Here is a 25,792-nt window from a genome sequence, read left to right on the forward strand (position 1 = left end):
GGCTCACGGCACGCGGGCGATCAGGTACCGGAAGACATTCGGCATCCATACCGTGCCGTCCTGCCGCAGGTGCGGATGCAGCGCCTCCGTCACCTCCTTGTCCACCTGGGCCTGGTCGGTCGCCGCGACCGCCGCGTCGAACAGTCCCGTCGACAGCAGTCCCCGTACGGCACTGTCGACGTCGGCGTACCCGAACGGGCAGGCCACCCGGCCGGAACCGTCGGGCCTGAGGCCCGCGCGCTGGGCGACCTCCTCCAGGTCGTCGCGCCGGGCAGGGCGCCAACTGCCCGCACTGCGCAGGGGATCGGCCAGCTTGGTGGCCACCCGCAGCACGGACGACGTGGCGCAGCGCTCCGGCGGGCCCCAGCCGGCGAGCACCACGGGCGCCCCCCGCTCGGCGAGCGGCGTCACCGCCGCGAGCGCCTCACCGAGCCCCTCCGAGTCACCCGCCAGGCACCCGATGGGCTCGAACGCGGTCACCAGCGTGTACGCGGGCGTGTGCGCGTCCGCCGCGTCGGCCAGGTCCCCGGGCGAGCCGTCCACGAGCCGGGCCTCGCCACGCGCGCGCGTGCCCCACGCCTCGGGCAGCAGCCGCTGCCGCGCGAGGGCCAGCCGTTCGTGGGAGGAGGACTCGACACCGGTGACGGCCGCGCCTCTGGACGCCGCCATCAGCAGGGCGAGCCCGCTGCCGCAGCCGAGGCCCAGCAGCCGGGTCCTTGCGCCCACTTCCACTCGCTCGTAGACGGCCTCGTAGAGCGGAACCAGCATCCGCTCCTGGATCTCGGACCAGTCACGCGCGCGTGCACTCGGGTTCACACGGGGCGTCGCGCCCGCATGAGGTGGGTGCTGCCGCACGAGCGTAGGTGTCATCTAAAGCGCCCCAATCCGACGAGAGTTGCCGCTGTACCTGATTTCGTGGCCCCCGTGACATGCGCTCACATCCCCCCGTATGCCAGGAAACTCCGCACCCGACGCTCCGTCCAGGGGTCGCGGAGCCCGGCTTGTGAGATCCCAGCGTTCGTGGCCAGAATTCACATTCCGGCAATGTGGACCCGTACCATCACGCCATGGCAAAGGCACCCGTACTCACGCCACGGGCGGACGACTTCCCGCGCTGGTACCAGGATCTGATCGCCAAGGCGGAGCTGGCCGACAACGGCCCGGTGCGCGGCACGATGGTCATCCGCCCGTACGGATACGGGCTGTGGGAGCGGATGCAGGCCGAGATGGACTCCCGGATCAAGGCGACGGGCACGCAGAACGCGTACTTCCCCCTCCTCATCCCGCAGTCGTATCTCACGCGTGAGGCGGACCACGTCGAGGGCTTCGCGCCGGAGCTCGCGGTCGTCACGCACGGCGGCGGCAAGGAGCTGGAGGAGCCGGCGGTCGTCCGCCCGACCTCCGAGATGATCATCAACGACTACTTCTCGAAGTGGGTGCAGAGCTACCGCGACCTGCCGCTGCTGATCAACCAGTGGGCGAACGTGGTCCGTTGGGAACTCAGGCCGCGCCTCTTCCTGCGCACGACCGAGTTCCTGTGGCAGGAGGGCCACACCGCGCACGCCACCTACCAGGACGCCCGCGACTTCGCCGCACACATCCACCGCGCGGTCTACGAGGACTTCATGGTGAACGTCCTCGCGATGGACGTCGTCCCCGGCCGCAAGACCGTCAAGGAGCGCTTCGCCGGCGCCGTCAACACCCTCACGCTCGAAGGCATGATGGGCGACGGCAAGGCCCTGCAGATGGCCACCAGCCATGAGCTGGGGCAGAACTTCGCGAAGGCCTTCAACACCTCGTACCTGTCGCAGGACGGCACCCAGGAACTGGTCTGGCAGACCTCCTGGGGATCGACCACCCGCATGATCGGCGCCCTGGTCATGATGCACGGCGACGACAACGGCCTGCGGGTCCCGCCGCGCCTCGCGCAGATCCAGGCCGTCGTCCTCGCCATCAAGGGCGACGAGGCGGTTCTGGCCAAGGTCCGCGAGATCGGCGACCGGCTGACGGCGGCCGGCATCCGCGTCCACGTCGACGACCGAACCGACACCCCCTTCGGCCGTCGCGCGGTCGACTGGGAGCTCAAGGGCGTGCCCGTCCGCATCGAGGTCGGGCCCCGTGACCTGGAGAACGGCACCGCGATGCTGGCCCGCCGCATCCCCGGCGGCAAGACGCCGATCGCGCTCGACGATCTCGTACGACTGCTCCCCGCCGTCCTCGACGAGGACCAGGCGCTGCTGCTGACCCAGGCCCGCGAGCGCCGCGAGTCACGCACCACCGACGTGACGACGATCGGGGAGGCCGTCGAGGCGGCCGTCGCCGGCGGCTGGGCGCGCGTCCCTTGGGCGACGCTCGGCGAAGAAGGCGAGGCCAGGCTGGCCGAGCACGCGGTGACCGTACGGTGTCTGGTCGCCGAGGACGGGTCGGTGCCGGACGCCGATGAGGCACCCGGTAACGTCGCCGTCGTAGCGCGCGCATACTGAGCCGACGCCGTGTGGAACGAGAGCGGCCGAAACGCCTCTTGCGCATGCGCGGACCACAGCCGCACCGGCGCGTGGACGGGGCGTACGCGCCGGGGCGTACGTCAGACTACGCACCGGCTTGGTATGAGCTGTGAGGCTTCTCCGCAGATCAGCGCACCCGCCCTCGTCCGGGCGCATCATTCGCAACTGACGGGTACGTGCAAATTATTTGGGATGCCCCGGAATCGGAACACAGCGGCACTCCGGCTCGTTGTCATTACGTGAGCACGACACAGACACCACCTGTACTCGCCGCAGAGCTGGCACAGGCGTGGGCCGACATTCAGCGGTACCACCCCGAGCTGCCGGATCTCGCCGCGCCAGAGTCCCTGATCGGGGAGTCGTCGTCCGCTTGCGGTCACGAGCTCTCCTTCGAGCGACTGCTTCACGAGGCAGTCCATGGCATCGCCGCCGCGCGCGGCGTCCGCGACACCTCCCGTGCCGGCCGCTACCACAACCGCAGATTCCTCGCCGTCGCCGAGGAGCTGGGCCTGGACCATCCCGAGGAGCCGCACCCGAGCAGCGGTTTCTCCCTGGTCACGCTCAACCCCGAGGCCAAGCGCCGCTACCGCCCGACCATCGAACGCCTGCAGCGCGCCCTGAAGGCCCACACGATGGCCACCTCCGCCGACACGAGCAGGACCTTCCGGGGCCCGGCCGCGCGTCACGGCTCCTCCGGGGGCGGCGTCCGCGTCAAGGCGGTGTGCGACTGCGGCCGTAACGTCCGGGTCGTCCCTTCGGTGCTGGCGCAGGCACCGATCGTGTGCGGCGGCTGCGGGAAGCCGTTCCGGATCCCCGAGGTGGTCGGAGCGGCGTAACGACGTCTCGTCGGACACCGGCATCTCGTGGCTGCCGGTTCAGTACGGGGCGTCGACCGCCGGGGTGCCGTCGCACAGTCGCGTCGACGGCACCCCTGAGCGCCGGGCTGCGCACCCCCGGCCCGACGGAGTCCCCTTCGCCGGGTGTCTTTCAGGCATGCCCGGGCACCCGCTCCACCCCTCGGCTCAAAAGCGCCCCGCAGGGTGTGGCACAATGGCTAGCTGTACTCGACAGCCGCACAGGAACCCTCTCGCCTCCGGCTGACGCGTCCATCGGGCACTCGGGTACCGCAACCCCACGCGGCCATCTCGCCGTGCCCAACCACGTCAAATCCAGGAGAACCCACTCCCGTGGCAGTCAAGATCAAGCTGAAGCGTCTGGGCAAGATCCGTTCGCCTCACTACCGCATCGTCGTCGCCGACTCCCGCACCCGCCGTGACGGCCGTGCGATCGAGGAGATCGGCAAGTACCACCCGACGTACAACCCGTCGGTGATGGAGGTCGACGCCGAGCGCGTGGCGTACTGGCTCGGTGTCGGCGCCCAGCCGACCGAGCCCGTCCTCGCCATTCTGAAGAAGACCGGCGACTGGCAGAAGTTCAAGGGCGAGCCCGCCCCGGCTCCGCTGCTCGTCGCCGAGCCGAAGAAGGCGCGCCCGACGTTCGAGGCCCTCAGTGGCGAGGACGAGGGCAAGGGTGAGGCGATCACCCAGAAGAAGAAGGCGGAGAAGAAGGACGAGGCTGCCGCCGAGTCCGCGTCGGCCGAGGCCTGAGCATGCTCGAGGAGGCTCTCGAGCACCTCGTGAAGGGCATCGTCGACAACCCGGACGATGTGCAGGTCGCCTCGCGCAACCTGCGTCGCGGGCGTGTGCTGGAGGTCCGGGTCCACCCCGACGACCTCGGTAAGGTGATCGGCCGCAACGGCCGCACCGCACGCGCTCTGCGCACCGTCGTGGGCGCCATCGGCGGCCGCGGTGTCCGTGTCGACCTAGTCGACGTGGACCACGTCCGCTGACGCCGAACGCAGCACCGGCTCGGGCCGGGGAGGGCCACTGGGCCGTCCCCGGCCCGTAGTCGTACGGGCGGTTCATGGCCGTCGTACGCGTCGTACGGCCAGTCGCATGACAGGAGAGCAAGCACAGTGCAGCTGGTAGTCGCACGGATCGGCCGCGCCCACGGCATCAAGGGCGAGGTCACCGTCGAGGTTCGCACCGACGAGCCGGAACTGCGGCTCGCCCCCGGCGCCGTCCTGGCCACCGACCCGGCCGCCACCGGGCCGCTCACCATCGAGACCGGCCGCGTCCACAGCGGCCGCCTCCTCCTGCGCTTCGAGGGGGTCAAGGACCGCACCGCCGCCGAGGCGCTGCGCAACACCCTCCTCATCGCCGAGGTCGACCCGGACGAGCTGCCCGAGGAGGAGGACGAGTACTACGACCACCAGCTCATGGACCTGGACGTGGTGACCGTGGACGGCATCGAGGTCGGTCGTATCACCGAGATCTCGCACTTGCCGTCCCAGGACCTCTTCATCGTGGAGCGGCCCGACGGGAGCGAGGTGATGATCCCCTTCGTCGAGGCGATCGTCACCGAGATCGACCTGGAGGAGCAGCGCGCCGTCATCACCCCGCCGCCGGGCCTGATCGACGACAACGCGGAGATCGCCTCGGCCCGCGATGCGGAGGCCGAGGGCTGATGCGGCTCGACGTCGTCACGATCTTCCCCGAGTACCTGGAGCCCCTGAACGTCTCCCTCGTCGGCAAGGCACGCGCGCGTGGGCAGCTGAACGTCCAAGTGCACGACCTGCGTACCTGGACGTACGACCGCCACAACACGGTCGACGACACCCCGTACGGCGGCGGGCCCGGCATGGTCATGAAGACCGACCCCTGGGGTGACGCCCTGGACTCCGTCCTGGCCGACGGCTACGAGACGGGCTCCCGCGGTCCCACCCTGATCGTCCCCACCCCCAGCGGCCGCCCCTTCACCCAGGAACTCGCCGTCGAACTCTCCGAGCGGCCCTGGCTGATCTTCACGCCGGCTCGCTACGAGGGCATCGACCGCCGGGTGATCGACGAGTACGCGACCCGTATGCCGGTCCACGAGGTGTCCATCGGGGACTACGTCCTCGCCGGCGGCGAGGCGGCCGTACTGGTCATCACCGAAGCCGTGGCACGCCTGCTGCCCGGCGTCCTGGGCAACGCCGAGTCCCACCGGGACGACTCCTTCGCGCCCGGCGCTATGGCGAGCCTCCTGGAGGGCCCCGTCTACACCAAGCCGCCCGAGTGGCGCGGCCGGGACATCCCCGACGTGCTGCTCAGCGGCCACCACGGCAAGATCGCCCGCTGGCGGCGTGACGAGGCACTCAGGCGCACGACGGCCAACCGGCCCGACTTGATCGAGCGTTGCGACCCCAAGGCCTTCGACAAGAAGGACCGTGAGATGCTCTCCATCCTGGGCTGGATGCCCGACCCGGAGGGGGAGCGGTTCGGCCGATTTTGGCGCAGGACCGAGGGCATGGAAGAATAGGCCGCTGTTGTGCGCCGTCCGGCATGCGCCCCTGCCACAGGGGGACACGACGCCCGCCCCGACGCGAACAGCATCCTCACGAAGAACCTATCTCCCGCCTATGACCTGTGGCATGGGCGAAGAAAGCAGACGAAATGTCTCACCTGCTCGACTCCGTCGACTCCGCGTCGCTGCGCAGCGACGTCCCGGCCTTCCGCCCGGGCGACACCGTCAACGTCCACGTCCGCGTCATCGAGGGCAACCGCTCCCGTGTGCAGCAGTTCAAGGGCGTTGTGATCCGCCGCCAGGGCGCCGGCGTTCGCGAGACCTTCACGGTCCGCAAGGTCTCCTTCTCCGTCGGCGTCGAGCGCACCTTCCCGGTGCACACCCCGATCGTCGAGAAGATCGAGCTCGTGACCCGCGGTGACGTGCGTCGCGCCAAGCTGTACTACCTGCGTGACCTGCGCGGCAAGGCGGCGAAGATCAAGGAGAAGCGCGAGAACTGAGCGCTTTCGGGGGCTCGCCCCCGCGGGGTCCTCAGTGGGGCCGGATAACATCTGGCCCCGATGGACACCGAAGCACAGCCGACGGAGCGCGACCGCTCCTCCCGCCCTTCCGACTCCGAGGCGATCTCGGACACCGAGGGACAGGAGGGCCGGTCGCGCTTCGCGTTGGTGTCGCGGATCACCGAGTGGGTTCCGGGCGGGCGGATCAGCCTGACCCTGCTGGTCTTCCTGGTCTTTCTGCTGCTGCTCAACACGTTCGTGCTACGGCCGTTCGAGATTCCCAGCGGATCCATGGAGTCCGGATTGAGGATCGGCGACCGCGTTCTCGTAAATAAGTTGGCGTACCGTTTCGGTGCCGAGCCGCGACGCGGCGATGTTGTCGTGTTCGACGGAACTGGGTACTTCGGGGATGCGGACTACGTCAAGCGCGTTGTGGGTGTGGGGGGAGACCACGTGGTCTGCTGCGACAAGGAGGGGAGGATCCAGGTGAACGGCCGGTCGGTCGACGAGTCGACGTACCTGTACCCCGGCGACAGCCCGTCCACGGTGCCCTTCGACGTCGTCGTGCCCGACGGCACCCTGTTCGTCCTCGGCGACCACCGCAGCGAGTCCAGCGACTCCCGCGACCATCTAGGTTCGCCCGGCGGCGGCATGATCCCGCTCGACGACGTCATCGGCCGCGTCGACTGGATCGTATGGCCGACCGCCCACTGGACCCGCCTGGACCGTCCGGACGCCTACGCGCGCGTGCCCGCAGCGGAGGGCGCGCATGGGTAACCGTGGCAAACCGCGCGGCGTCCCGAGCAGCCCCGCCGAAAATCTCCTGCCCACCGGTTCCCGGCGCGCCGCCAGCCCCGCCGGCGGTCGCACGCGCGCGGAGCGGCGCAAGCTCCAGCGCAAGGTCAAGCGCCGCCGCAGGCGCTCCGCGATCAAGGAGATACCCCTCCTCGTCGGCGTCGCGGTCCTCATAGCGCTGGTCCTGAAGACCTTCCTCGTCCAGGCCTTCGTGATCCCGTCCGGCTCGATGGAGCAGACGATCCAGATCGGCGACCGCGTCCTGGTCGACAAGCTCACCCCCTGGTTCGGCTCCGAGCCGCAGCGCGGGGACGTCGTCGTCTTCAAGGACCCCGGTGGCTGGCTCCAGGACGAACAGACGACGGTGCAGAAGGAGGACCCGGTCGTCATCAAGCAGGTCAAGGAGGCGCTCACCTTCATCGGCCTGCTGCCCTCCGAGGACGAGAAGGACCTCATCAAGCGTGTTGTCGGCGTCGGCGGCGACCGCGTCAAGTGCTGTGACACGCAAGGGCGAGTCACCGTCAACGGCGTTCCCCTGAACGAGGACTATCTCTACCCCGGCAACGCCCCCTCCGACTCGAAGTTCGACATCACCGTCCCGCAGGGCCGGCTGTGGGTGATGGGTGACCACCGCGCCAACTCCGCGGACTCCCGTGTACACCAGAACCAGGGCTACGGCGGCACGGTCTCCGAGACCGAGGTCGTGGGACGGGCCATGGTCATCGCCTGGCCCTTCGGCCACTGGAACTCACTCGAGGAACCTAAAACTTACGCATCGGTGTCCGACGCGGCGACCGGGTCGACCGCGGCCGCCCAGCAGTCGCATAGGGTTGCTTCCGACGAATCGATCGGAACGATTCAGCTCCCGAGCCCTGCGGAACTCCCGCTCGTTATGGGAGTAGTGGGCCTGCACCGTCTCTCGGTCAGGCAGCGGCACAGAGTGAGGAGTTGGCGTGGGGGATGTGGCGGTTGGCGCACGATCCGGGCACGACGGCGAGGAGCACCGCGGACGCCCCGTGGGAGCAGCCGACCCGGCCGCGGACGGCGCCGTGACCTCCGGGAATGACCCCGGAGCGGCCGGCGGCGGCGAAGGGTCCGGCGGGCAGCCGCCGACCGACGGTCAGGGGTCGGGCGGTGCTTCCCCCCAGTCGAAGAAGCAGCGCTCCTTCTGGAAGGAGCTGCCCATCCTGATCGGTATCGCGCTCGTCCTCGCGCTGCTGATCAAGACGTTCCTGGTGCAGGCGTTCTCGATCCCCTCCGACTCGATGCAGAACACCCTCCAGCAGGGTGACCGCGTCCTGGTCGACAAGCTCACCCCCTGGTTCGGCTCCGAGCCCGAGCGCGGCGAGGTCGTCGTCTTCCACGACCCCGACCAGTGGCTGGCGGGTGAGCCCACTCCCGACCCCAACGCGCTGCAGACCTTCCTCAGCTGGATCGGCCTGATGCCGTCCGCCGAGGAGAAGGACCTCATCAAGCGTGTCGTCGGCGTCGGCGGCGACACGATCCAGTGCGAGGGCACCGGCCCGCTGCTGGTCAACGGCAAGGCGCTGAACGAGCCGTACGTCTACCCGGGCAACACCCCCTGCAGCCAGGACGACCAGGGCGGCCAGTTCAAGGTCAAGGTCCCCGAGGGCAAGATCTGGGTCATGGGCGACCACCGGCAGAACTCCCGGGACTCGCGTTACAACCAGTCCGACAAGAACCACGGCATGGTCCCCGTCGACGAGGTCGTCGGCCGCGCCATCGTGATCGCCTGGCCGATCAACCGCTGGGACAACCTGCCGGTTCCGGACACCTTCGAGCAGAACTTGAGCGCCCGGTCCGCCGCTCTGACGGTCGCCCCGCAGGGCCTTGCGCTCGCCGGTGCGGTGCCGCTGGTGCTGTGGCGCCGGCAGCGGATCAAGGCGACGCAGACCCGCTGACCGCCTGACGCCCTTCCTGGGCCGAGGCCCCCGCTGCGGAGAGCTTGGGAAAGCTTTGCCGAGCCGGTGGCCCCGGGCGCTCAGGAGGGGCTGCCCGCTGTCGGTACCGCCGGGTAGGGTGCGGACCCATGGGTGGCGAGAGCACGATACGTACGGCGCCGCGTGGCGGTGGCGCGAGCAGTGGCCCGGCGGGCAGCCGGACCGGAGAGCGGTTGTCCGGACTGGCCGTGGCGCTGGGCCTGGTGCTGTTCCTGGGCGGGTTCGCCTGGGGAGTGGTGGTCTACCGGCCGTACACCGTGCCCACCAGTTCGATGGCGCCGACGATCGGCGCGGGCGACCGGGTGCTGGCCCAGCGTGTCGACGGCGGTGAGGTACGCCGTGGTGACGTCGTCGTCTTCACCGACAAGACCTGGGTGAGCAACGCGCCCGTCGTCAAGCGCGTGGTAGCCGTCGGCGGCGACACGGTCGCCTGCTGCACCGACGGCAAACTGACCGTCAACGGCAAGCAGATCGACGAGCCCTACCTGGCCGAGGGCGGCCTGGCCGAGCTCCAGAACTTCCCGACGGTGACGGTGCCGAAGGACAGGCTCTTCCTGCTCGGCGACGAGCGCAGCGGCTCCCTGGACTCCACGGCCCACCTCACGGACGCGGCCAAGGGCACCGTGGCGCGCAGCGCCGTGTCGGCCCGCGTGGACGCCGTGGTCTGGCCCGTGGACGGCATGCTGGAGCCCGCCACGAGCTTCGAGCAGCTCGGTGCGCTGTCGTCGCCGGGGCCGTTGCGGACGATGGTCGTGCTGATCGTCGGCGGAGGCGTGCTCGTCCTGGCCGGCGGCGCCTACGGCCCGATCGCGAAACGCGTGAGCAAGCGCTCCCAGACCCGTACGGAGCCCGCGGGTGCCCGCTGAGGCGACGGGTGTGGGGAACGGGCCGTCCGGCGGGACAGGCTTCGGGAACGGACCGTACGGCGACTCGTACGACGGCGGACTGCGCAAGGTCGCCCGAGTCGTCCTCCTCGACCCGCAGGACCGCATCCTGCTGCTGCACGGCCATGAGCCGGAGGATCCGTCCGACGACTGGTGGTTCACCCCGGGAGGCGGCGTCGAGGGCGACGAGAGCCGCGCTCAGGCCGCACTGCGGGAACTCGCCGAGGAGACCGGCATCACCGAGGTCGAACTCGGCCCCGTACTGTGGCACCGGATGTGCTCGTTCCCGTTCGCCGGCCGTCGCTGGGACCAGGACGAGTGGTACTACCTGGCCCGTACGACGCAGACGGCGACCCGGGCCATGGGCCTCACCGAACTGGAGCGGCGCAGCGTCGCCGGAGCACGCTGGTGGACGTGTCGGGAACTTGCCCAGGCACATGAGACGGTGTATCCGACCAGACTCGCCGAGCTACTGCGCACACTGCTCGACGAAGGTCCCCCCGCCGGGCCCGTGACCCTTGACTCCGAAATTGTCTAGGTGCGGACGGGACTGGCGCACAATGGTGGGATCGCACGGCTGAAGGGGAACATGCCATGAGCGCCGAGGACCTCGAAAAGTACGAGACCGAGATGGAGCTCAAGCTCTATCGGGAGTACCGCGATGTCGTCGGTCTGTTCAAGTACGTGATCGAGACCGAGCGGCGCTTCTATCTGACCAATGACTACGAGATGCAGGTGCACTCGGTCCAGGGTGAGGTGTTCTTCGAGGTGTCCATGGCGGATGCCTGGGTGTGGGACATGTACCGGCCGGCCCGGTTCGTGAAGCAGGTTCGGGTCCTCACATTCAAGGACGTGAACATCGAGGAGCTCAACAAGAGCGATCTCGAGCTTCCGAGCGGGTGAGGTTCACCCGCAGGAGTGAGCGAGTTGTCCACAGTCACGGACTTGTCCACCAAGATCCAATAGCTCGCTGAGCTGCCCTCATCGTTGGCGCCGGAGGTGGTGCCGACATGAGCACGAGCAAGGGAAGCGCACGCAGCGCACTGGGCAGGTACGGCGAGACGCTGGCCGCACGGCGGCTGGTCGAGGCCGGGATGACGGTTCTGGAGCGCAACTGGCGCTGCGGCAGGACCGGAGAGATCGACATCGTCGCCCGGGACGGCGACGTGCTGGTCATCTGTGAGGTGAAGACCCGCAGGACCAGCGGCTACGAGCATCCGATGGCCGCGGTCACCCCCGAGAAGACGCAGCGTCTGCGCGGCCTGGCGGAACACTGGATCCACGCCCATGGCGGGGCTCCACCCGGAGGCGTCCGCATCGACCTCGTCGGCGTGGTCCTGCCCGACCGCGGCGCGCCCGTGGTCGAGCACGCGCGAGGGGTGGCCTGAGATGGGGTTCGCGCGTACGTGCTCGGTCGCTCTGGTGGGCGTCGAGGGCGTTGTGGTCGAGGTCCAGGCGGATCTGGAGCCGGGGGTGGCGGCGTTCACCCTGGTGGGACTGCCAGACAAGAGCCTCTCGGAGAGCCGCGACCGGGTACGGGCGGCCGTCGTGAACTCGGGCGGGGAGTGGCCGCAGAAGAAGCTCACCGTCGGGCTCAGCCCGGCCTCGGTGCCCAAGGCGGGCAGCGGCTTCGACCTGGCCGTCGCATGCGCCGTCCTCGGCGCCGCTGAGCGAATCGATCCACGGGTCCTCGCCGACATCGTGATGATCGGCGAGCTGGGCCTGGACGGACGGGTGCGTCCCGTGCGCGGCATCCTGCCCGCGGTGCTGGCCGCGGCTGACGCCGGCTACGAGCAGGTCGTCGTCCCCGAGTGCGCCGCGGCCGAGGCCTCGCTGGTGCCGGGCGTGTCCGTACTCGGTGTGCGCAGTCTGCGCCAGCTGATCGCCGTTCTCGCGGACGAACCCGTGCCCGACGAGGAACCGGAGGAGCCGGGCCGCCCGGATCCGCTGCTCGCCGGTCTGCGAATGCCGGGCACGGGCGCGGCCACGGGCATGCACAGCATGGGTGCCACCGAGTTCGAGCACGGGCACGACCTCGCCGATGTGGTGGGTCAGATCTCGGCGCGGACGGCCGTGGAGGTCGCCGCGGCGGGCGGGCATCACCTGTTCCTCGAAGGACCGCCCGGCGCCGGCAAGACGATGCTCGCGGAGCGGCTGCCGGCCATCCTGCCCCGGCTCAGCAGGCAGGAGTCGCTGGAGGTCACGGCAGTCCACTCGGTGGCGGGCCTGCTCCCCCCGGGCAAGCCCCTGATCGACGTGGCTCCCTACTGCGCACCGCATCACTCGGCAACCATGCAGGCCCTCGTCGGCGGCGGCGCCGGCATCGCCCGGCCCGGCGCGGTGTCGCTCTCCCACCGAGGGGTCCTCTTCCTGGACGAGACGCCGGAGTTCAACAGCCATGCCCTCGACGCCCTCCGGCAGCCGCTGGAAGCGGGGCACGTCGTGATCGCACGCAGCGCGGGCGTGGTGCGCTTCCCGGCGAAGTTCCTGATGGTTCTCGCGGCCAACCCCTGCCCCTGCGGCCGTTTCTCCCGGACGGGCGACCTGTGCGAGTGCCCGCCCTCGGCGATCCGCCGCTATCAGGCACGGCTGTCGGGGCCGCTGCTCGACCGGGTCGACCTCCGGGTCGAGGTGGACCGTGTCACGCGCGCCCAGCTGACCGAGCGCGGGGCCCGGGGCGAGTCCACGGCCACGGTCGCCGACCGGGTCCGTGCAGCGCGTGAGCGGGCGTCGGACCGGCTCGCCGGTACCCCGTGGCGGACCAACAGCGAAATCCCCGGCCGGGAGCTGCGCAGCCGTTGGTACGCGGCGGTCGGCGCCATGGACGAGGCGGAACGGAACCTGGAGCGCGGCGTACTGACCGCACGAGGACTCGACCGTGTGCTGCGGGTCGCGTGGACCGTCGCCGACCTGGTCGGCCACGACCGGCCCGACGCGACGGACGTCGCCCTGGCACTGCAACTGCGCACCGGTGTGCCGCGCGGCGTGCCCATGGCCATCGGGGCGCTGACGTGAACGGCACCGGGGACCCGGACGACGAACTGCTCGGCCGGGTCTTTCTCAGCCGGGTCGTCGAGCCCGGGGACGAGGTCGCCGGACGGTGGGTGCGGGAGTACGGCGTGGGGGAGGTGGTGCGGCGCCTGCGGGAGGGGGCGGAGGCCTTGCCGGGGGTCGGTTACAAGCGGTGGGACGGGCTGCGGGCCCGAGGGATGGCGGCCGAGCCCGGCAGGGACCTCGCCGTCGCCCAGGAGGCCGGCGTGCGGTTTCTGTACCCCGGGGACATTGAGTGGCCGGGGCAACTCGACGACCTGGGGGACGCCCGGCCCCTCGGGCTGTGGGTGCGCGGGCGGGCCAGTCTGCGGATGTGGGCGCTGCGCTCGGTGGCCGTAGTCGGGGCCCGCGCCTGCACCGAGTACGGCGCACACATGGCGGCCACCCTCGCCGGGGGGCTCGCCGAGCGGGGCTGGGTCGTCGTGTCCGGCGGCGCGTACGGGGTCGACGGTGCCGCTCATCGCGGTGCCCTCGGCTCCGGCGGAGCCACCGTCGCCGTGCTCGCCTGCGGCGTCGACCGGCCCTACCCGCGCGGGCACACCCAGCTGATCAACAGGATCGCGGAACAGGGACTCGTGATCGGCGAGCTGCCGCCGGGGGACCACCCGACGCCCAGCAGGTTCATCGTGCGGAACCGGGTGATCGCGGCCCTGACGCGGGGCACGGTCGTCGTCGAGGCCGCCCATCGCAGCGGCTCACTGGCCACGGCACGGGCAGCCCAGCGGTTGGGACGCCACACGATGGGGATCCCGGGCCCGGCCACCAGCGGCCTCTCGGCGGGCGTGCACGAACTGCTGCGCGGGGACGCCGTCCTGGTCACCGACGCCGCGGAGGTCGTCGAACTGGTCGGCGACATGGGAGAGCTCGCGCCCGAGCGGCGCGGGCCCGTCCTGCCCCGCGATCTGCTGGAGCCCCGGGCGCGCAGAGTCCTGGCGGCGCTGCCCGGTCGGCGCGCGGCGAGAGCGGACGAGGTCGCGCGCGATGCGCAGACCACCGAGGACGACGCGATCGCGAGGCTGTACGAACTCCGCTCACTTGGTTACGTCGAACGACACGGCGACAGCTGGAAGTTGACACGCCAGGCGATGATGTCCGTTCAGGCCGGTCGGAGTCGATGCTGACCGAGCGTGTTCGGCCGTACGGGGGAACACGGACGCCCTTGAGAATTCCCCCAGTTGGGGTGTTCATGTGATCACGTAGAGCGACCGTCCTGACCCTGCTGGGCGTTGAGCGGAACGTATCTGCGTACGGCGTGCGCTCCGCCCTTCGCGCACCGCGACACTTCAGTCACGCTACGCTCACGTGGATTCCGGCGCAGACCGGCACCTCGACCCCAGAACGGCAGCAGAACGACATCCGACCGGTTGCTCCCCCAGGCACCCTCACTTCACGGCAGAACGGCACAAGGCAACGAATGCCCCAGCACACCTCCGGGTCCGACCGGGCGGCGATCCCCCCAGCCGCCCGTGACGGTGGCAGCGTGCGGCCGCCCGCTCCCTCGACACTCGACGAGCTGTGGCGGTCGTACAAGGCGACGGGGGACGAGCGGCTGCGCGAGCAGCTGATCCTGCACTACTCGCCGCTCGTCAAGTACGTGGCGGGCCGCGTCAGCGTCGGCCTGCCGCCCAATGTGGAGCAGGCGGACTTCGTGTCGTCGGGGGTGTTCGGGCTGATCGACGCGATCGAGAAGTTCGACATCGACCGGGAGATCAAGTTCGAGACGTACGCGATCACGCGGATCCGGGGCGCGATGATCGACGAGCTCAGAGCGCTGGACTGGATTCCACGGTCGGTGCGGCAGAAGGCGCGGAACGTCGAGCGGGCCTACGCGACGCTGGAAGCGCGGCTTCGGCGCACGCCCACGGAGGCGGAGGTGGCCGTCGAGATGGGCATCGCGGTGGACGAACTCCACTCGGTCTTCAGCCAGTTGTCGCTGGCCAACGTGGTGGCGCTGGAGGAGCTGCTGCACGTCGGCGGCGAGGGCGGCGACGGGCTCAGCGTCATGGACACGCTGGAGGACACCGCCGCGGACAACCCCGTGGAGGTCGCCGAGGACCGGGAGCTGCGACGGTTTCTGGCGCGGGCGATCAACACGTTGCCCGAGCGGGAGAAGACCGTGGTGACGCTGTACTACTACGAGGGGCTCACGCTGGCGGAGATCGGGAACGTGCTGGGCGTGACCGAGAGCCGGGTGAGCCAGATCCACACCAAGTCCGTGCTGCAGCTGCGGGCGAAGCTGGCCGGCTTCGGTCGTTGACCTGGCGGTACGTCCGTCGGGTTGGGCGGAGAGACTCCCCTCGGCGCGGGTGCGTCCGTAAAGTGGTTCATGTGCCAAGGATTCGAGCGGCCTCCGTGGCCGAGCACCGGTCGATGCAGCGAGCCGCCCTGCTGGATGCGGCGCGATCCCTGTTGTCCGAGGGCGGGACGGAGGCGCTGACCTTCCCCGCCCTCGCGGAGCGGACCGGGCTCGCGCGGTCGTCCGTGTACGAGTACTTCCGGTCGCGGGCCGCCGTGGTCGAGGAGCTGTGCGAGGTCGACTTTCCCGTGTGGGCCGCTGATGTCTCGGCGGCGATGGAACGGGAGACCACGGCCGAGGGCAAGGTCGAGGCGTATGTCCGGCAGCAGCTCGCGCTCGTCGGGGACCGGCGGCACCGCGCTGTGGTGGCGATCTCCGCGAGCGAGCTGGACGCGGGGGCCCGGGAGAAGATCCGGGCGGCGCACGGCGGGCTGGTCGCGATGATCGTCGAGGCGCTGGCGGAGATGGGACACGCCGAGCCCCGGTTGGCGGCGATGCTGCTGCAGGGCGTGGTGGACGCGGCCGTGCGACGGATCGAGCTGGGGGCGGCGGAGGAGCCTTCGGCGATTACGGAGGCGGCTGTCTCGATGGCCCTGAGGGGCGTTCGGGGCTGAGTCCGGCGGGGTGCGCAGGTGGCCGCTGCCTGGTGCGGGAGGGGGCGGCCGGCGCGGGGGCGAGGTCGGGGTCGGGTGCGGTTCGATGTCGGCGGGTGCCGCCTTTGTGGGGCGGGGCCAGGTCGGGGGTTGGCGCGTTTCGATATCGGCGGGTGCCGCTTCTGTGGGCTGGGAGTAAGCCGGGGTCGGGGGTGGGTGCAGTTCGATGTCGGCGGGTGCCGCTTCTGTGGGGCGGGGCCAGGTCGGGGGTTGACGCGGCTCGATGTCGGTGCGTGCCGCCCTTGTGGGCTGGGAGTAGGCCGGGGTCGGGCGTGGCCTGATACCGGCGACGCCCCGCCGCAGGGGGCTGGGCGCAGCCCCACCGGCACGACTGCGCGCAGTTGCGCGAGTCGGTCTGCGGGGCGCCGCTGAGGCGCCGATGCCTCGGCGGCAAGAGCGTCCACGAGCCTGGCGGCCGACGACCTTCCGCCAAGCCGGCGCGGTTGCCGACTCGGAGGCCGCGGCGGGCCAAGGTCTGTGCGGGGCCGTGTGCGGGGTTGTGTGTCGGACGGCGCTGGGCCGGGTCGACTGTGCTGTCGGGTCGGCTATGTCGGTCGGGTCGACGGCGCCGGCCAGGTCGGCAACGCGGGTCGGATCGGCCACGTCGGTCAGGTCGACTGCCCCGGCCAGGTCGGCTCCGCCGGTCGGGTCGGCTACGTCGGCAACGGCACCCCCAGCACCGGCAGCAGCCGCGACGGTCCCCTGCGTAGCAGCCCCGGTGGCAGGAGTGACAACGGGTCCAGGTAGGCGTCGCCTCGCCGCAAACCCCAGTGCATGCACGTTCCCGTGCAGTGCGAGCCCGTCGGCTCCACCGTCCCCACGACCTCGCCCGCCGCCACCTCGGCGCCCTTCTTCAGCACCGCCCGCACCGGCTCGTACGTCGTCCGCAGCGGCGGATCCCCGGTCCCCGTCAGCTCCACCGACACGACCCCCTTGCCCGCAACCCGGCCCGCGAAGGAGATCCGCCCCGGCGCCACCGCCCGTACCGGTGTCCCGGCCGGGGCGCCGAGGTCCACGCCCCGGTGGCCGCGCCCGTACCGTGTCGCCGGGGGTTCCCAAACACGGAGGATCGGCGGGGGAGAGCCCACGGGCCATGACCGGCCGACCGTAGGCACGGTCGGGTCCGGGGCCGACGCGGCGCCGGCGCTCGCGGCGGTCGGGGTCAGTCGTGGTGCCGGGGACAGCAGCACGGCCGCCGTCAGAAGCAACAGCACCACCAGCCGTCCGATGGTCCTGGCCGTCCTGGCCGTCATCGCCGCCCTCGCGGCACGCGCCGGCCTCGCACATTGCTTCGCTCGCATGCGAGAACCGTCCCCCACCGCCGCCGATCACGGCCGGGATCTGTGGATAACTCCCGGGTTGTGGACAGCGGCGTCACCCGGTACCTCGCGGGTCCCGTACACTTCTTCTGGCGATCCGGGTCACCGGGTCGACTTCGCACGCCCCGATACGACAACCGGAGACGGTCCGTATCAGCGCCTCTCGGTCCTTTGTGGCACGGCGCATGTGGGCGTCAGGCGCGGGAGCCGTCCGGCACCCGCGGCACAACCGAGAAATTCAAGGAGAACGGCCATGGCCGTCGTCACGATGCGGGAGCTGCTGGAAAGCGGCGTCCACTTCGGTCACCAGACCCGTCGTTGGAACCCGAAGATGAAGCGCTTCATCTTCACGGAGCGCAACGGCATCTACATCATCGACCTGCTCCAGTCGCTGTCGTACATCGACCGCGCCTACGAGTTCGTCAAGGAGACCGTCGCCCACGGTGGCACGGTCATGTTCGTCGGCACGAAGAAGCAGGCGCAGGAGGCCATCGCCGAGCAGGCCACCCGCGTCGGCATGCCCTACGTCAACCAGCGCTGGCTGGGCGGCATGCTCACCAACTTCTCGACCGTCTACAAGCGCCTGCAGCGCCTGAAGGAGCTCGAGCAGATCGACTTCGAGGACGTGGCCGCCTCCGGCCTCACCAAGAAGGAGCTGCTGGTCCTCTCCCGCGAGAAGGCCAAGCTGGAGAAGACCCTCGGTGGTATCCGCGAGATGCAGAAGGTGCCCAGCGCCGTCTGGATCGTGGACACCAAGAAGGAGCACATCGCCGTTGGTGAGGCCCGGAAGCTCAACATTCCGGTCGTCGCGATCCTCGACACCAACTGCGACCCCGACGAGGTCGACTACAAGATCCCGGGCAACGACGACGCGATCCGCTCCGTCACCCTGCTCACCCGCGTGATCGCCGACGCCGTCGCCGAGGGCCTCATCGCCCGCTCCGGCGTCGCCACCGGTGACAAGGGCGAGAAGGCCGCGGGCGAGCCGCTCGCCGAGTGGGAGCGCGACCTGCTCGAGGGCGAGAAGAAGGCCGACGAGGCTCCGGCCGCCGCCGAGGCCCCTGCCGCCGAGGCCCCCGCTGTCGAGGCTCCGGCCGCCGACGCTCCGGCTGCTGAGGCGCCGGCTGCCGACGCCCCCGCCACCGAGGCCCCGGCCGCCGAGGGCGAGCAGGCCTGACACCGTCAGCGTCAGGGTTGACGGCGGGAGCGGTACTGCACCCACTTGCGCCTTTGGCGCGGTGAAGTCCGCTCCCGCCGTTCACCCGTAGGTCGACGAAAGGTCAGCGGCTTCCGCCTTCATGGGGGCCGCAGACCCCGTAGATCTTCGATCTTCCAGACTTCGAGAAAGATTCACAGACTCATGGCGAACTACACCGCCGCTGACGTCAAGAAGCTCCGTGAGCTCACCGGCGCCGGCATGATGGACTGCAAGAAGGCGCTGGACGAGGCCGAGGGCAACGTCGAGAAGGCTGTCGAGGCGCTCCGTATCAAGGGCCAGAAGGGCGTCGCCAAGCGCGAGGGCCGCTCCGCCGAGAACGGCGCCGTGGTCTCGATCATCGCCGACGACAACTCCTCCGGTGTCCTCGTCGAGCTGAAGTGCGAGACGGACTTCGTCGCCAAGGGTGACAAGTTCCAGGCCGTCGCCACCGCGATCGCCGAGCACGTCGCGAAGACCTCCCCGGCCGACATCGAGGCCCTGCTCGCCTCCGAGATCGAGGCCGGCAAGACCGTCCAGGCGTTCGTGGACGAGGCCAACGCGAACCTGGGCGAGAAGATCGTCCTGGACCGCTTCGCGCAGTACGGCGACGGCTTCGTGCTCGCGTACATGCACCGCACGATGCCCGACCTGCCCCCGCAGATCGGTGTCCTCGTCGAGCTGGACAAGCCGAACGCCGAGGTCGCCAAGGGCATCGCCCAGCACATCGCCGCCTTCGCGCCGAAGTACCTCGCCAAGGAGGACGTGCCGGCCGAGGTCGTCGAGTCGGAGCGTCGTGTCGCCGAGGAGACCACCCGCGCCGAGGGCAAGCCCGAGGCCGCCCTGCCGAAGATCGTCGAGGGTCGCCTCAACGGCTTCTTCAAGGACGCCACGCTGCTCGGTCAGCCGTACGCGCTCGACAACAAGAAGTCCGTCCAGAAGGTTCTGGACGAGGCCGGTGTCACCCTGAAGCGCTTCTCGCGCATCAAGGTCGGCATCTGAGTCCGTACCGCGATCGGCGCCCGACCCCGATAGGGTCGAGGGCAGTCGTTGGCGGACGCCGTCACCACGTACGCGCGCGTGACGGACGACAGCAGATCTGACGAGGAGGCCATTGCCGCGCATGGGATGCGAAACACACCCCAACCGGCAGTGGCCTTCTTCGTATGTGCACCACGTAACAAAGGCGGGATCTCGATGACCACCAAGGCCCAGAAGAGCGACGACGGCAAAGTACGCGGCCGGTACATGCTGAAGCTGTCCGGAGAGGCCTTCTCCGGCGGCGGGGGCCTCGGCGTCGACCCGGACGTGGTGCACAAGATCGCCCGCGAGATCGCGGCCGTCGTGCGCGACGGTGCGCAGGTCGCGGTCGTCATCGGCGGCGGCAACTTCTTCCGCGGCGCCGAACTCCAGCAGCGCGGCATGGACCGGGCCCGCTCCGACTACATGGGCATGCTCGGCACCGTGATGAACTGCCTCGCGCTCCAGGACTTCCTGGAGAAGGAGGGCATCGACAGCCGGGTCCAGACCGCCATCACCATGGGCCAGGTCGCCGAGCCGTACATCCCGCTGCGCGCCGTACGGCACCTGGAGAAGGGTCGCGTGGTCATCTTCGGCGCCGGTATGGGCATGCCGTACTTCTCCACCGACACGACCGCCGCGCAGCGCGCCCTGGAGATCGACGCCGAGGCGCTGCTGATGGGTAAGAACGGCGTCGACGGGGTCTACGACTCGGACCCGAAGACCAACCCGGACGCGGTCAAGTTCGACTCCCTCGGCTACGGCGAGGTCATCACCCGCGACCTCAAGGTCGCCGACGCGACCGCCGTCACGCTGTGCCGCGACAACAAGCTCCCGATCCTCGTCTTCGAGCTTCTGGCGGAGGGCAATATCGCGCGCGCCGTCAAGGGTGAGAAGATCGGCACGCTTGTGGGCGAGCAGGGCGGTCGGGGCTGACGCTCCGACAACAAGCCCGTCCGGGGGACGGACGGGACGGACCCTGACCGGGGGATGGACAATGTCCTGCCGGTCGGGAACCGTGCAGGAAGAAGACGCGACGCAGCCGGCCGCCGCCCCACCGAGGAACCGCAGCCGGGCCTTACTCAAGACACGCAGGAGCAAGTGGTGATCGAAGAGACCCTCCTCGAGGCCGAGGAGAAGATGGAGAAGGCCGTCGTGGTCGCCAAGGAGGACTTCGCCGCGATCCGCACCGGCCGTGCGCACCCGGCGATGTTCAACAAGATCGTGGCCGACTACTACGGTGCGCCGACGCCGATCAACCAGCTGGCTTCGTTCTCCGTGCCGGAGCCGCGCATGGCCGTCGTGACCCCGTTCGACAAGAGCGCGCTGCGCAACATCGAGCAGGCGATCCGCGACTCCGACCTCGGCGTCAACCCGAGCAACGACGGCAACATCATCCGAGTGGTGTTCCCCGAGCTCACCGAGGAGCGCCGCCGCGACTACATCAAGGTCGCCAAGGGCAAGGGCGAGGACGCCAAGGTGTCCATCCGCTCCGTCCGCCGCAAGGCCAAGGACGCCATCGACAAGCTGATCAAGGACGGCGAGATCGGCGAGGACGAGGGCCGCCGCGCGGAGAAGGAGCTCGACGACACCACGCACAAGTACGTCGCTCAGGTGGACGAGCTCCTCAAGCACAAGGAAGCCGAGCTGCTCGAGGTCTGATGAACGACTCTTCCTGGGGGGCGCCGCCACAAGCCGGGCAGGCCGGGCATGCCGGGTACTGGGGGGCCACCGCGCGTGGACCTGTACAAGGGGCTGCCCCGGCGGGTCCCGCGTACGATGCGCCTGAGGCGCAGCAGACTCGCCCCATGCCCATCGTGCCCGACGTACCCGCGTATGGCGGAGACCAGGATGACGACCGGGGGGCCGCTCGGCTGAGCGGCCCCTTGTTCCGCGAACAGCCGCCCCGTATGCGGCCGTACGACACGTCGCAGGCGCGGCCCTCCGAGGCGGCGCAGCAGAATCCGGAGCCCATGCACGACTCCCCGCAGCCGGCGCCCCCGCCGCAGAAGAAGAGCGCGGGGCGCGACCTGGGTGCGGCCATAGGGGTCGCTGTCGGGCTCGGCGTGGTGATCGTCGCGTCGCTGTTCGTCGTCAAGGCCGTGTTCGTCGGTGTGGTCGCGGTCGCCGTGGTCGTGGGTCTGTGGGAACTGACCAAGCGGCTGGAGGAGCGCAAGGGCATCAAGGCGCCCCTCGTCCCCCTCGCGCTCGGCGGTGCGGCCATGGTGGTCGCCGGGTACGCCCGGGGTGCCGAGGGCGCCTGGGCGGCGATGGCGCTGACTTCGCTGGCCGTGCTGGTCTGGCGGATGACGGAGCCGCCGGAGGGTTATCTCAAGGACGTCACCGCGGGCGTCTTCGCGGCGTTCTACGTGCCGTTCCTGGCGACGTTCGTCGCGATGATGCTGACCGCCGACGACGGGCCCTGGCGGGTCCTGACGTTCCTGCTCCTGACGGTCGTCAGCGACACCGGCGCGTATGCCGTCGGCTGGCGCTTCGGCACACACAAGCTCGCCCCGCGCATCAGCCCCGGCAAGACCCGCGAGGGCCTGCTCGGCGCGGTGAGCTTCGCGATGGTGGCGGGCGCGCTGTGCATGCAGTTCCTCATCGACGACGGCACCTGGTGGCAGGGCCTGCTCCTGGGCCTCGCGGTCGCGGCCACCGCCACGCTCGGTGACCTCGGCGAGTCGATGATCAAGCGGGACCTGGGCATCAAGGACATGGGCACGCTGCTGCCGGGCCACGGCGGGATCATGGACCGACTGGACTCCCTGCTGCCCACGGCGCCGGTGGTGTGGCTGCTGATGGTGCTGTTCGTGGGCTCGGGCTGACGTCCGTACATGTACGTACCTGGGGGCCTCCGCTCTGACCGAGCGGGGGCCCTCCGCTTCGCCGGGCGGGCTTCCCGACTCCGCTCGCGGCGCCGCCTTCGGCCCGCTCCGCCCCGGCTGCGCCGACGCCCGCCGACATGGACAGGGCCAGGGCCACAAGGCGAGCAACAACCACCGGCGGCCCCTTCAGGGAGGTGTTTCCACAGGGAGCCGGGCGAGTGGTGGGCTGCGTTAACGGGGCGGGTGCCGGGCAGCGCCGGTGATCTAGGGTGTGTCGATGCAGCCCTTGCCGTCGCCGCCGATACCGGCGAACGAACTCCGGCCCGGCCGTCACTGGTATGCAACGGCGGCCGCGATCACTGTCGTGCTGATCGTGCTGGGTGTGGCCATCGGTGTGTACCGGTTCAAAAGCGCGATTGACGCGGTGGACACGGTCAACCAGTTCGCCAACGGCGACACCGTTACTCTGCGGCTCGAGCCGGGACGCGAGAAGGCGATCTGGATCAAGGACCGAGGCCCGTCATCCGACCAGGCGTGCGGCATCACCGGGCCGGGCGACCCCCGTCTCACCGATCCGGCAATCGACGTGTTCCTCACCCGCGACGAGACCTGGAACCCGCTCTACACCATCGACGTGCCGCGGGCAGGCGACTACCAGGTCACCTGCACCTCCCAAGGGCCGTCCCGGTACGCCATCGGGGACCCCGGAGGCCTTGTCACATTCGGAGGCTGGCTGGCACTGGCCGTCCTTCTCCCAATGCTCGGAATCAGCAGCGGCGCCGCCATCGTCCTCGTCACCGCCTTCCGCCGCAGAGGCCATCGCAAGCGCCTGCTCGCCGAACGCTGCGGCTCCGGTGGTAGCCACGTGAGTGTGTCGAGCTCCCCTGCGCTCTGATCACGATTCGTTGACGTGAACATGGAGCGGACGAATCGGCACTCGGTTGATCTGCGACACTGGGGGAGTTATGCCTGCACCCGGAGAACTCACTTTCGTCGCCCCCCGCGGAGCCAAGAAGCCGCCGCGGCACCTTGCCGACCTCACTCCTGCCGAGCGCAAGGACGTCGTCGCTGCGATCGGCGAGAAGCCGTTTCGTGCCAAGCAGCTCTCGCAGCACTACTTCGCGCGGTACGCGCACGAGCCGGAGCAGTGGACCGACATCCCGGCCGGGGCGCGGGCCAAGCTGCGGGAGGAGCTGTTCCCGGAGCTGATGACGGTGGTGCGGCATCTGTCGACCGACCAGGGCACCACGCGCAAGACGCTGTGGCGGCTCTTCGACGGGACGCTCGTCGAGTCGGTGCTGATGCGGTATCCGGACCGGGTGACCATGTGCATCAGCTCCCAGGCGGGGTGCGGGATGAACTGCCCGTTCTGTGCCACGGGGCAGGCGGGGCTGGACCGGAATCTATCGACCGCCGAGATCGTGCATCAGATCGTGGACGGGATGCGTGCGCTCCGGGACGGGGACGTACCCGGTGGGCCTGCCCGGCTTTCCAACATCGTCTTCATGGGGATGGGTGAGCCGCTCGCCAACTACAACCGGGTCGTGGGTTCCATTCGGCGGCTGACCGATCCGGAGCCGGACGGGCTCGGGCTGTCCCAGCGCGGGATCACCGTCTCGACCGTCGGTCTCGTCCCGGCCATCCACCGGTTCGCCGACGAGGGCTTCAAGTGCCGGCTCGCGATCTCGCTGCACGCGCCCGACGACGAACTGCGCGACACCCTCGTACCCGTGAACACGCGGTGGAAGGTGCGCGAGGTGCTCGACGCCGGCTTCGAGTACTCCGCCAAGTCGGGCCGCCGACTGTCCATCGAGTACGCGCTCATCCGCGACATCAACGACCAGGCCTGGCGTGGTGACCGGCTCGGGCGGCTGCTCAAGGGCAAGCCGGTGCATGTGAACCTGATCCCGCTGAACCCGACTCCGGGCTCCAAGTGGACCGCCTCGCGCCCCGAGGACGAGAAGGCGTTCGTCGAGGCCATCGCCGCGCATGGTGTGCCGGTGACGGTTCGGGACACCCGTGGTCAGGAGATCGACGGGGCGTGCGGGCAGCTCGCCGCGACCGAACGGTAGTCTGATCGCCGTAGGTACATTTTCCTATGGCGTAAATACATCTTCATATTCCGACAGGGGAGCGCCACAGCGCTGAGAGTGCGGCATCGGCCGCAGACCCTCCGAACCTGGCCCAGGTCATTCTGGGTAGGGAGATCGGTCACCACTCGAGCTGTTGCGCCCTGCCCGGAGCCCTCCCAAAGGCTGCGGGCAGGGCCGCGTCTCTTCCTGGTCACCCCCAGGAGGAATTAGTGAGCATCACCAAGAAGTCCACGGTGAAGTCCGTGGCCCTGGCCGTCGGGCTGGGCCTCGTCGCGCTGCCCGCGCTGTCCGCGTGCGGGTCGTCCGACGCCGACAGCGGCAGCGGCGGGTCCAAGACCGTCACGCTCGTCAGCCATGACTCGTGGGCCGTCTCGAAGGGCGTCCTCGCGGCCTTCGAGAAGCAGTCCGGCTACAAGGTCAGGGTCCTGGAGGACGGCGACGCCGGGCAGGCCGTCAACAAGGCCATCCTCACCAAGGACAACCCGCAGGGCGACGTCTTCTTCGGGGTCGACAACACCCTGCTCTCGCGGGCGCTCGACAACGGACTGTTCCAGTCGTACGAGGTCAAGGGCTCCGACCTGGTCCTGCCCGAGTACCGGGTCGACCGGGACAAGCACCGGGTCACCCCGATCGACACCGGCGACATCTGCGTCAACTACGACAAGGCGTACTTCAGCAAGCACAAGCTGACCCCGCCGAGCTCCTTCGACGACCTGATCAAGCCCGAGTACAAGAACCTCCTCGTCACCGAGAACGCCTCCGCCTCCTCGCCCGGCCTCGGCTTCCTGCTCGGCACCGCCGCCAAGTACGGGGATGACGGCTGGCAGGACTACTGGAAGAAGCTCAAGGCCAACGGCGTCAAGGTCGTCGACGGCTGGGAGCAGGCCTACAACGAGGAGTTCTCCGGGTCCGCCGGCGGCAAGAAGGCCAAGGGCGACCGTCCGCTCGTCGTGTCGTACGCCTCCTCGCCGCCCGCCGAGGTGATCTACGCCGATCCGAAGCCGACGACCGCGCCGACGGGCGTCGCGACCGGCACCTGCTTCCGGCAGGTCGAGTACGCGGGTCTGCTCAGCAATGCCGAGAACGCCGAGGGCGGCAAGGCACTTCTCGACTTCATGCTGACCAAGACGTTCCAGGACGACATGCCGCTGAACATGTTCGTCTACCCGGTGCGCGAAGCTGCCCAGGTACCGCCGGAGTTCACGAAGTACGGCCCGCAGGCCAAGAACCCCGAGACCCTGGACCCGGCGAAGATCGCCGACAACCGTGACGACTGGGTCAAGTCGTGGACCTCGCTCGTATTGAAGTAGGCCCTCGCAAGGGCGCCTTCCGTAAGGGACGCGCGCGG

At 69.8% G+C, this 25,792-nt stretch carries 28 protein-coding genes and 1 riboswitch; of the genes, 26 read left to right on the forward strand and 2 right to left on the reverse strand.

Annotated elements, in window-relative coordinates; genetic code table 11:
- Nucleotides 1-3: 3 nt before the first annotated feature.
- Nucleotides 4-870 carry a type 1 periplasmic-binding domain-containing protein gene (locus tag ACZ7L5_RS36245; RefSeq protein ID WP_363032430.1) on the reverse strand — a complete coding sequence of 289 codons (867 nt, stop codon included), beginning with the start codon at nt 868-870 and terminating at the stop codon, nt 4-6.
- A 197-nt stretch (nt 871-1,067) separates the two neighbouring features.
- On the opposite strand from ACZ7L5_RS36245, the gene proS reads away from it, so the two are divergent.
- From proS to ACZ7L5_RS36335, 18 genes are all read left to right on the forward strand, one after another.
- Entirely contained in the window at nt 1,068-2,483 is a 1,416-nt protein-coding gene (gene proS / locus ACZ7L5_RS36250; protein ID WP_471522368.1) for a proline--tRNA ligase, read from the forward strand.
- A 260-nt stretch (nt 2,484-2,743) separates the two neighbouring features.
- Nucleotides 2,744-3,340, forward strand: coding sequence for a hypothetical protein (locus tag ACZ7L5_RS36255; RefSeq protein WP_328878943.1), 597 nt, complete (start codon nt 2,744-2,746; stop codon nt 3,338-3,340).
- Nucleotides 3,341-3,691: 351 nt separating this feature from the next.
- A complete protein-coding gene (gene rpsP, locus ACZ7L5_RS36260) occupies nt 3,692-4,111 on the forward strand; it encodes a 30S ribosomal protein S16 (protein ID WP_328878942.1) in 420 nt (139 codons plus the stop codon).
- Between the two features lie 2 nt (nt 4,112-4,113).
- Nucleotides 4,114-4,353: an RNA-binding protein gene (locus tag ACZ7L5_RS36265; RefSeq protein ID WP_003973401.1), complete on the forward strand. Its 240-nt coding sequence runs from the start codon at nt 4,114-4,116 to the stop codon at nt 4,351-4,353.
- Nucleotides 4,354-4,479: 126 nt separating this feature from the next.
- Complete coding sequence (gene rimM, locus ACZ7L5_RS36270; protein WP_471522370.1) at nt 4,480-5,031, forward strand: ribosome maturation factor RimM; 552 nt, start codon at nt 4,480-4,482, stop codon at nt 5,029-5,031.
- Entirely contained in the window at nt 5,031-5,864 is an 834-nt protein-coding gene (gene trmD, locus ACZ7L5_RS36275) for a tRNA (guanosine(37)-N1)-methyltransferase TrmD (protein ID WP_469407050.1), read from the forward strand. The genes rimM and trmD overlap by 1 nt, the downstream gene beginning before the upstream one ends.
- A 134-nt stretch (nt 5,865-5,998) precedes the next feature.
- Complete coding sequence (rplS, locus tag ACZ7L5_RS36280) at nt 5,999-6,349, forward strand: 50S ribosomal protein L19 (RefSeq protein WP_328422921.1); 351 nt, start codon at nt 5,999-6,001, stop codon at nt 6,347-6,349.
- 60 nt (nt 6,350-6,409) lie between these two features.
- Nucleotides 6,410-7,126, forward strand: coding sequence for a signal peptidase I (gene lepB, locus ACZ7L5_RS36285; RefSeq protein ID WP_362384156.1), 717 nt, complete (start codon nt 6,410-6,412; stop codon nt 7,124-7,126).
- Nucleotides 7,119-8,210, forward strand: a complete 1,092-nt coding sequence (gene lepB, locus ACZ7L5_RS36290) for a signal peptidase I (protein WP_471522373.1) — start codon at nt 7,119-7,121, stop codon at nt 8,208-8,210. Before lepB (ACZ7L5_RS36285) ends, lepB (ACZ7L5_RS36290) begins: the two co-directional genes overlap by 8 nt.
- Complete coding sequence (gene lepB / locus ACZ7L5_RS36295; protein WP_471522376.1) at nt 8,098-9,066, forward strand: signal peptidase I; 969 nt, start codon at nt 8,098-8,100, stop codon at nt 9,064-9,066. Before lepB (ACZ7L5_RS36290) ends, lepB (ACZ7L5_RS36295) begins: the two co-directional genes overlap by 113 nt.
- A 128-nt stretch (nt 9,067-9,194) precedes the next feature.
- Nucleotides 9,195-9,971: a signal peptidase I gene (gene lepB, locus ACZ7L5_RS36300; protein ID WP_471522378.1), complete on the forward strand. Its 777-nt coding sequence runs from the start codon at nt 9,195-9,197 to the stop codon at nt 9,969-9,971.
- A complete protein-coding gene (locus tag ACZ7L5_RS36305) occupies nt 9,961-10,527 on the forward strand; it encodes an NUDIX hydrolase (protein ID WP_471522380.1) in 567 nt (188 codons plus the stop codon). The genes lepB (ACZ7L5_RS36300) and ACZ7L5_RS36305 overlap by 11 nt, the downstream gene beginning before the upstream one ends.
- 56 nt (nt 10,528-10,583) lie before the next feature.
- On the forward strand, nt 10,584-10,892 hold the full coding sequence (locus tag ACZ7L5_RS36310; RefSeq protein WP_003993268.1) for a DUF2469 domain-containing protein: 309 nt from the start codon (nt 10,584-10,586) through the stop codon (nt 10,890-10,892).
- 107 nt (nt 10,893-10,999) lie between these two features.
- The gene (locus tag ACZ7L5_RS36315; protein WP_328878935.1) at nt 11,000-11,377 is read left to right on the forward strand and encodes a YraN family protein; all 378 of its coding nucleotides are present in this window, start codon (nt 11,000-11,002) and stop codon (nt 11,375-11,377) included.
- Nucleotide 11,378: 1 nt separating this feature from the next.
- On the forward strand, nt 11,379-13,004 hold the full coding sequence (locus tag ACZ7L5_RS36320; RefSeq protein WP_471522382.1) for a YifB family Mg chelatase-like AAA ATPase: 1,626 nt from the start codon (nt 11,379-11,381) through the stop codon (nt 13,002-13,004).
- Nucleotides 13,001-14,161 (forward strand): DNA-processing protein DprA, encoded by a 1,161-nt coding sequence (gene dprA / locus ACZ7L5_RS36325; protein ID WP_471522384.1) that lies wholly within the window; start codon nt 13,001-13,003, stop codon nt 14,159-14,161. Before ACZ7L5_RS36320 ends, dprA begins: the two co-directional genes overlap by 4 nt.
- Nucleotides 14,162-14,454: 293 nt before the next feature.
- Nucleotides 14,455-15,297 (forward strand): RNA polymerase sigma factor WhiG, encoded by an 843-nt coding sequence (gene whiG / locus ACZ7L5_RS36330; protein ID WP_328422905.1) that lies wholly within the window; start codon nt 14,455-14,457, stop codon nt 15,295-15,297.
- A gap of 95 nt (nt 15,298-15,392) precedes the next feature.
- A complete protein-coding gene (locus ACZ7L5_RS36335; RefSeq protein WP_363048976.1) occupies nt 15,393-15,950 on the forward strand; it encodes a TetR/AcrR family transcriptional regulator in 558 nt (185 codons plus the stop codon).
- Between the two features lie 692 nt (nt 15,951-16,642).
- On the opposite strand, the gene ACZ7L5_RS36340 is transcribed toward ACZ7L5_RS36335, so the two are convergent.
- The gene (locus ACZ7L5_RS36340; RefSeq protein WP_471522578.1) at nt 16,643-17,242 is read right to left on the reverse strand and encodes a M23 family metallopeptidase; all 600 of its coding nucleotides are present in this window, start codon (nt 17,240-17,242) and stop codon (nt 16,643-16,645) included.
- A 319-nt stretch (nt 17,243-17,561) separates the two neighbouring features.
- Between ACZ7L5_RS36340 and rpsB the strand changes: the two genes are divergently transcribed.
- From rpsB to ACZ7L5_RS36380, 8 genes are all read left to right on the forward strand, one after another.
- The gene (rpsB, locus tag ACZ7L5_RS36345; RefSeq protein WP_471522386.1) at nt 17,562-18,485 is read left to right on the forward strand and encodes a 30S ribosomal protein S2; all 924 of its coding nucleotides are present in this window, start codon (nt 17,562-17,564) and stop codon (nt 18,483-18,485) included.
- A gap of 183 nt (nt 18,486-18,668) precedes the next feature.
- Nucleotides 18,669-19,505 (forward strand): translation elongation factor Ts, encoded by an 837-nt coding sequence (gene tsf / locus ACZ7L5_RS36350; protein ID WP_383842176.1) that lies wholly within the window; start codon nt 18,669-18,671, stop codon nt 19,503-19,505.
- Between the two features lie 195 nt (nt 19,506-19,700).
- Nucleotides 19,701-20,459, forward strand: coding sequence for a UMP kinase (gene pyrH, locus ACZ7L5_RS36355; RefSeq protein ID WP_471522389.1), 759 nt, complete (start codon nt 19,701-19,703; stop codon nt 20,457-20,459).
- Nucleotides 20,460-20,627: 168 nt separating this feature from the next.
- Nucleotides 20,628-21,185: a ribosome recycling factor gene (gene frr / locus ACZ7L5_RS36360; protein ID WP_062666818.1), complete on the forward strand. Its 558-nt coding sequence runs from the start codon at nt 20,628-20,630 to the stop codon at nt 21,183-21,185.
- Nucleotides 21,185-22,351, forward strand: a complete 1,167-nt coding sequence (locus tag ACZ7L5_RS36365) for a phosphatidate cytidylyltransferase (protein ID WP_471522391.1) — start codon at nt 21,185-21,187, stop codon at nt 22,349-22,351. Before frr ends, ACZ7L5_RS36365 begins: the two co-directional genes overlap by 1 nt.
- Before the next feature lie 271 nt (nt 22,352-22,622).
- The gene (locus ACZ7L5_RS36370) at nt 22,623-23,246 is read left to right on the forward strand and encodes a hypothetical protein (RefSeq protein WP_471522393.1); all 624 of its coding nucleotides are present in this window, start codon (nt 22,623-22,625) and stop codon (nt 23,244-23,246) included.
- A gap of 70 nt (nt 23,247-23,316) precedes the next feature.
- The gene (gene rlmN / locus ACZ7L5_RS36375; RefSeq protein ID WP_363032399.1) at nt 23,317-24,423 is read left to right on the forward strand and encodes a dual-specificity RNA methyltransferase RlmN; all 1,107 of its coding nucleotides are present in this window, start codon (nt 23,317-23,319) and stop codon (nt 24,421-24,423) included.
- Between the two features lie 45 nt (nt 24,424-24,468).
- A riboswitch (TPP riboswitch) is annotated at nt 24,469-24,574 on the forward strand.
- A gap of 79 nt (nt 24,575-24,653) precedes the next feature.
- Nucleotides 24,654-25,754: a thiamine ABC transporter substrate-binding protein gene (locus tag ACZ7L5_RS36380; protein WP_471522395.1), complete on the forward strand. Its 1,101-nt coding sequence runs from the start codon at nt 24,654-24,656 to the stop codon at nt 25,752-25,754.
- Nucleotides 25,755-25,792: the final 38 nt, after the last annotated feature.

This window comes from Streptomyces sp. NPDC107528, from assembly GCF_055639295.1.

What these genes read in the sequence shown, in the direction of transcription:
- ACZ7L5_RS36340 (WP_471522578.1), bottom strand. Translation starts at nt 17,242, where the DNA reads ATGACGGCCAGGACGGCCAGGACCATCGGACGGCTGGTGGTGCTGTTG.
- trmD (WP_469407050.1), top strand. Translation starts at nt 5,031, where the DNA reads ATGCGGCTCGACGTCGTCACGATCTTCCCCGAGTACCTGGAGCCCCTG.
- ACZ7L5_RS36320 (WP_471522382.1), top strand. Translation starts at nt 11,379, where the DNA reads ATGGGGTTCGCGCGTACGTGCTCGGTCGCTCTGGTGGGCGTCGAGGGC.
- lepB (WP_471522378.1), top strand. Translation starts at nt 9,195, where the DNA reads ATGGGTGGCGAGAGCACGATACGTACGGCGCCGCGTGGCGGTGGCGCG.
- ACZ7L5_RS36315 (WP_328878935.1), top strand. Translation starts at nt 11,000, where the DNA reads ATGAGCACGAGCAAGGGAAGCGCACGCAGCGCACTGGGCAGGTACGGC.
- ACZ7L5_RS36265 (WP_003973401.1), top strand. Translation starts at nt 4,114, where the DNA reads ATGCTCGAGGAGGCTCTCGAGCACCTCGTGAAGGGCATCGTCGACAAC.
- ACZ7L5_RS36310 (WP_003993268.1), top strand. Translation starts at nt 10,584, where the DNA reads ATGAGCGCCGAGGACCTCGAAAAGTACGAGACCGAGATGGAGCTCAAG.
- rplS (WP_328422921.1), top strand. Translation starts at nt 5,999, where the DNA reads ATGTCTCACCTGCTCGACTCCGTCGACTCCGCGTCGCTGCGCAGCGAC.
- tsf (WP_383842176.1), top strand. Translation starts at nt 18,669, where the DNA reads ATGGCGAACTACACCGCCGCTGACGTCAAGAAGCTCCGTGAGCTCACC.
- pyrH (WP_471522389.1), top strand. Translation starts at nt 19,701, where the DNA reads ATGACCACCAAGGCCCAGAAGAGCGACGACGGCAAAGTACGCGGCCGG.
- lepB (WP_471522373.1), top strand. Translation starts at nt 7,119, where the DNA reads ATGGGTAACCGTGGCAAACCGCGCGGCGTCCCGAGCAGCCCCGCCGAA.
- rlmN (WP_363032399.1), top strand. Translation starts at nt 23,317, where the DNA reads ATGCCTGCACCCGGAGAACTCACTTTCGTCGCCCCCCGCGGAGCCAAG.
- proS (WP_471522368.1), top strand. Translation starts at nt 1,068, where the DNA reads ATGGCAAAGGCACCCGTACTCACGCCACGGGCGGACGACTTCCCGCGC.
- whiG (WP_328422905.1), top strand. Translation starts at nt 14,455, where the DNA reads ATGCCCCAGCACACCTCCGGGTCCGACCGGGCGGCGATCCCCCCAGCC.
- ACZ7L5_RS36365 (WP_471522391.1), top strand. Translation starts at nt 21,185, where the DNA reads ATGAACGACTCTTCCTGGGGGGCGCCGCCACAAGCCGGGCAGGCCGGG.
- ACZ7L5_RS36245 (WP_363032430.1), bottom strand. Translation starts at nt 870, where the DNA reads ATGACACCTACGCTCGTGCGGCAGCACCCACCTCATGCGGGCGCGACG.
- rpsB (WP_471522386.1), top strand. Translation starts at nt 17,562, where the DNA reads ATGGCCGTCGTCACGATGCGGGAGCTGCTGGAAAGCGGCGTCCACTTC.
- lepB (WP_362384156.1), top strand. Translation starts at nt 6,410, where the DNA reads ATGGACACCGAAGCACAGCCGACGGAGCGCGACCGCTCCTCCCGCCCT.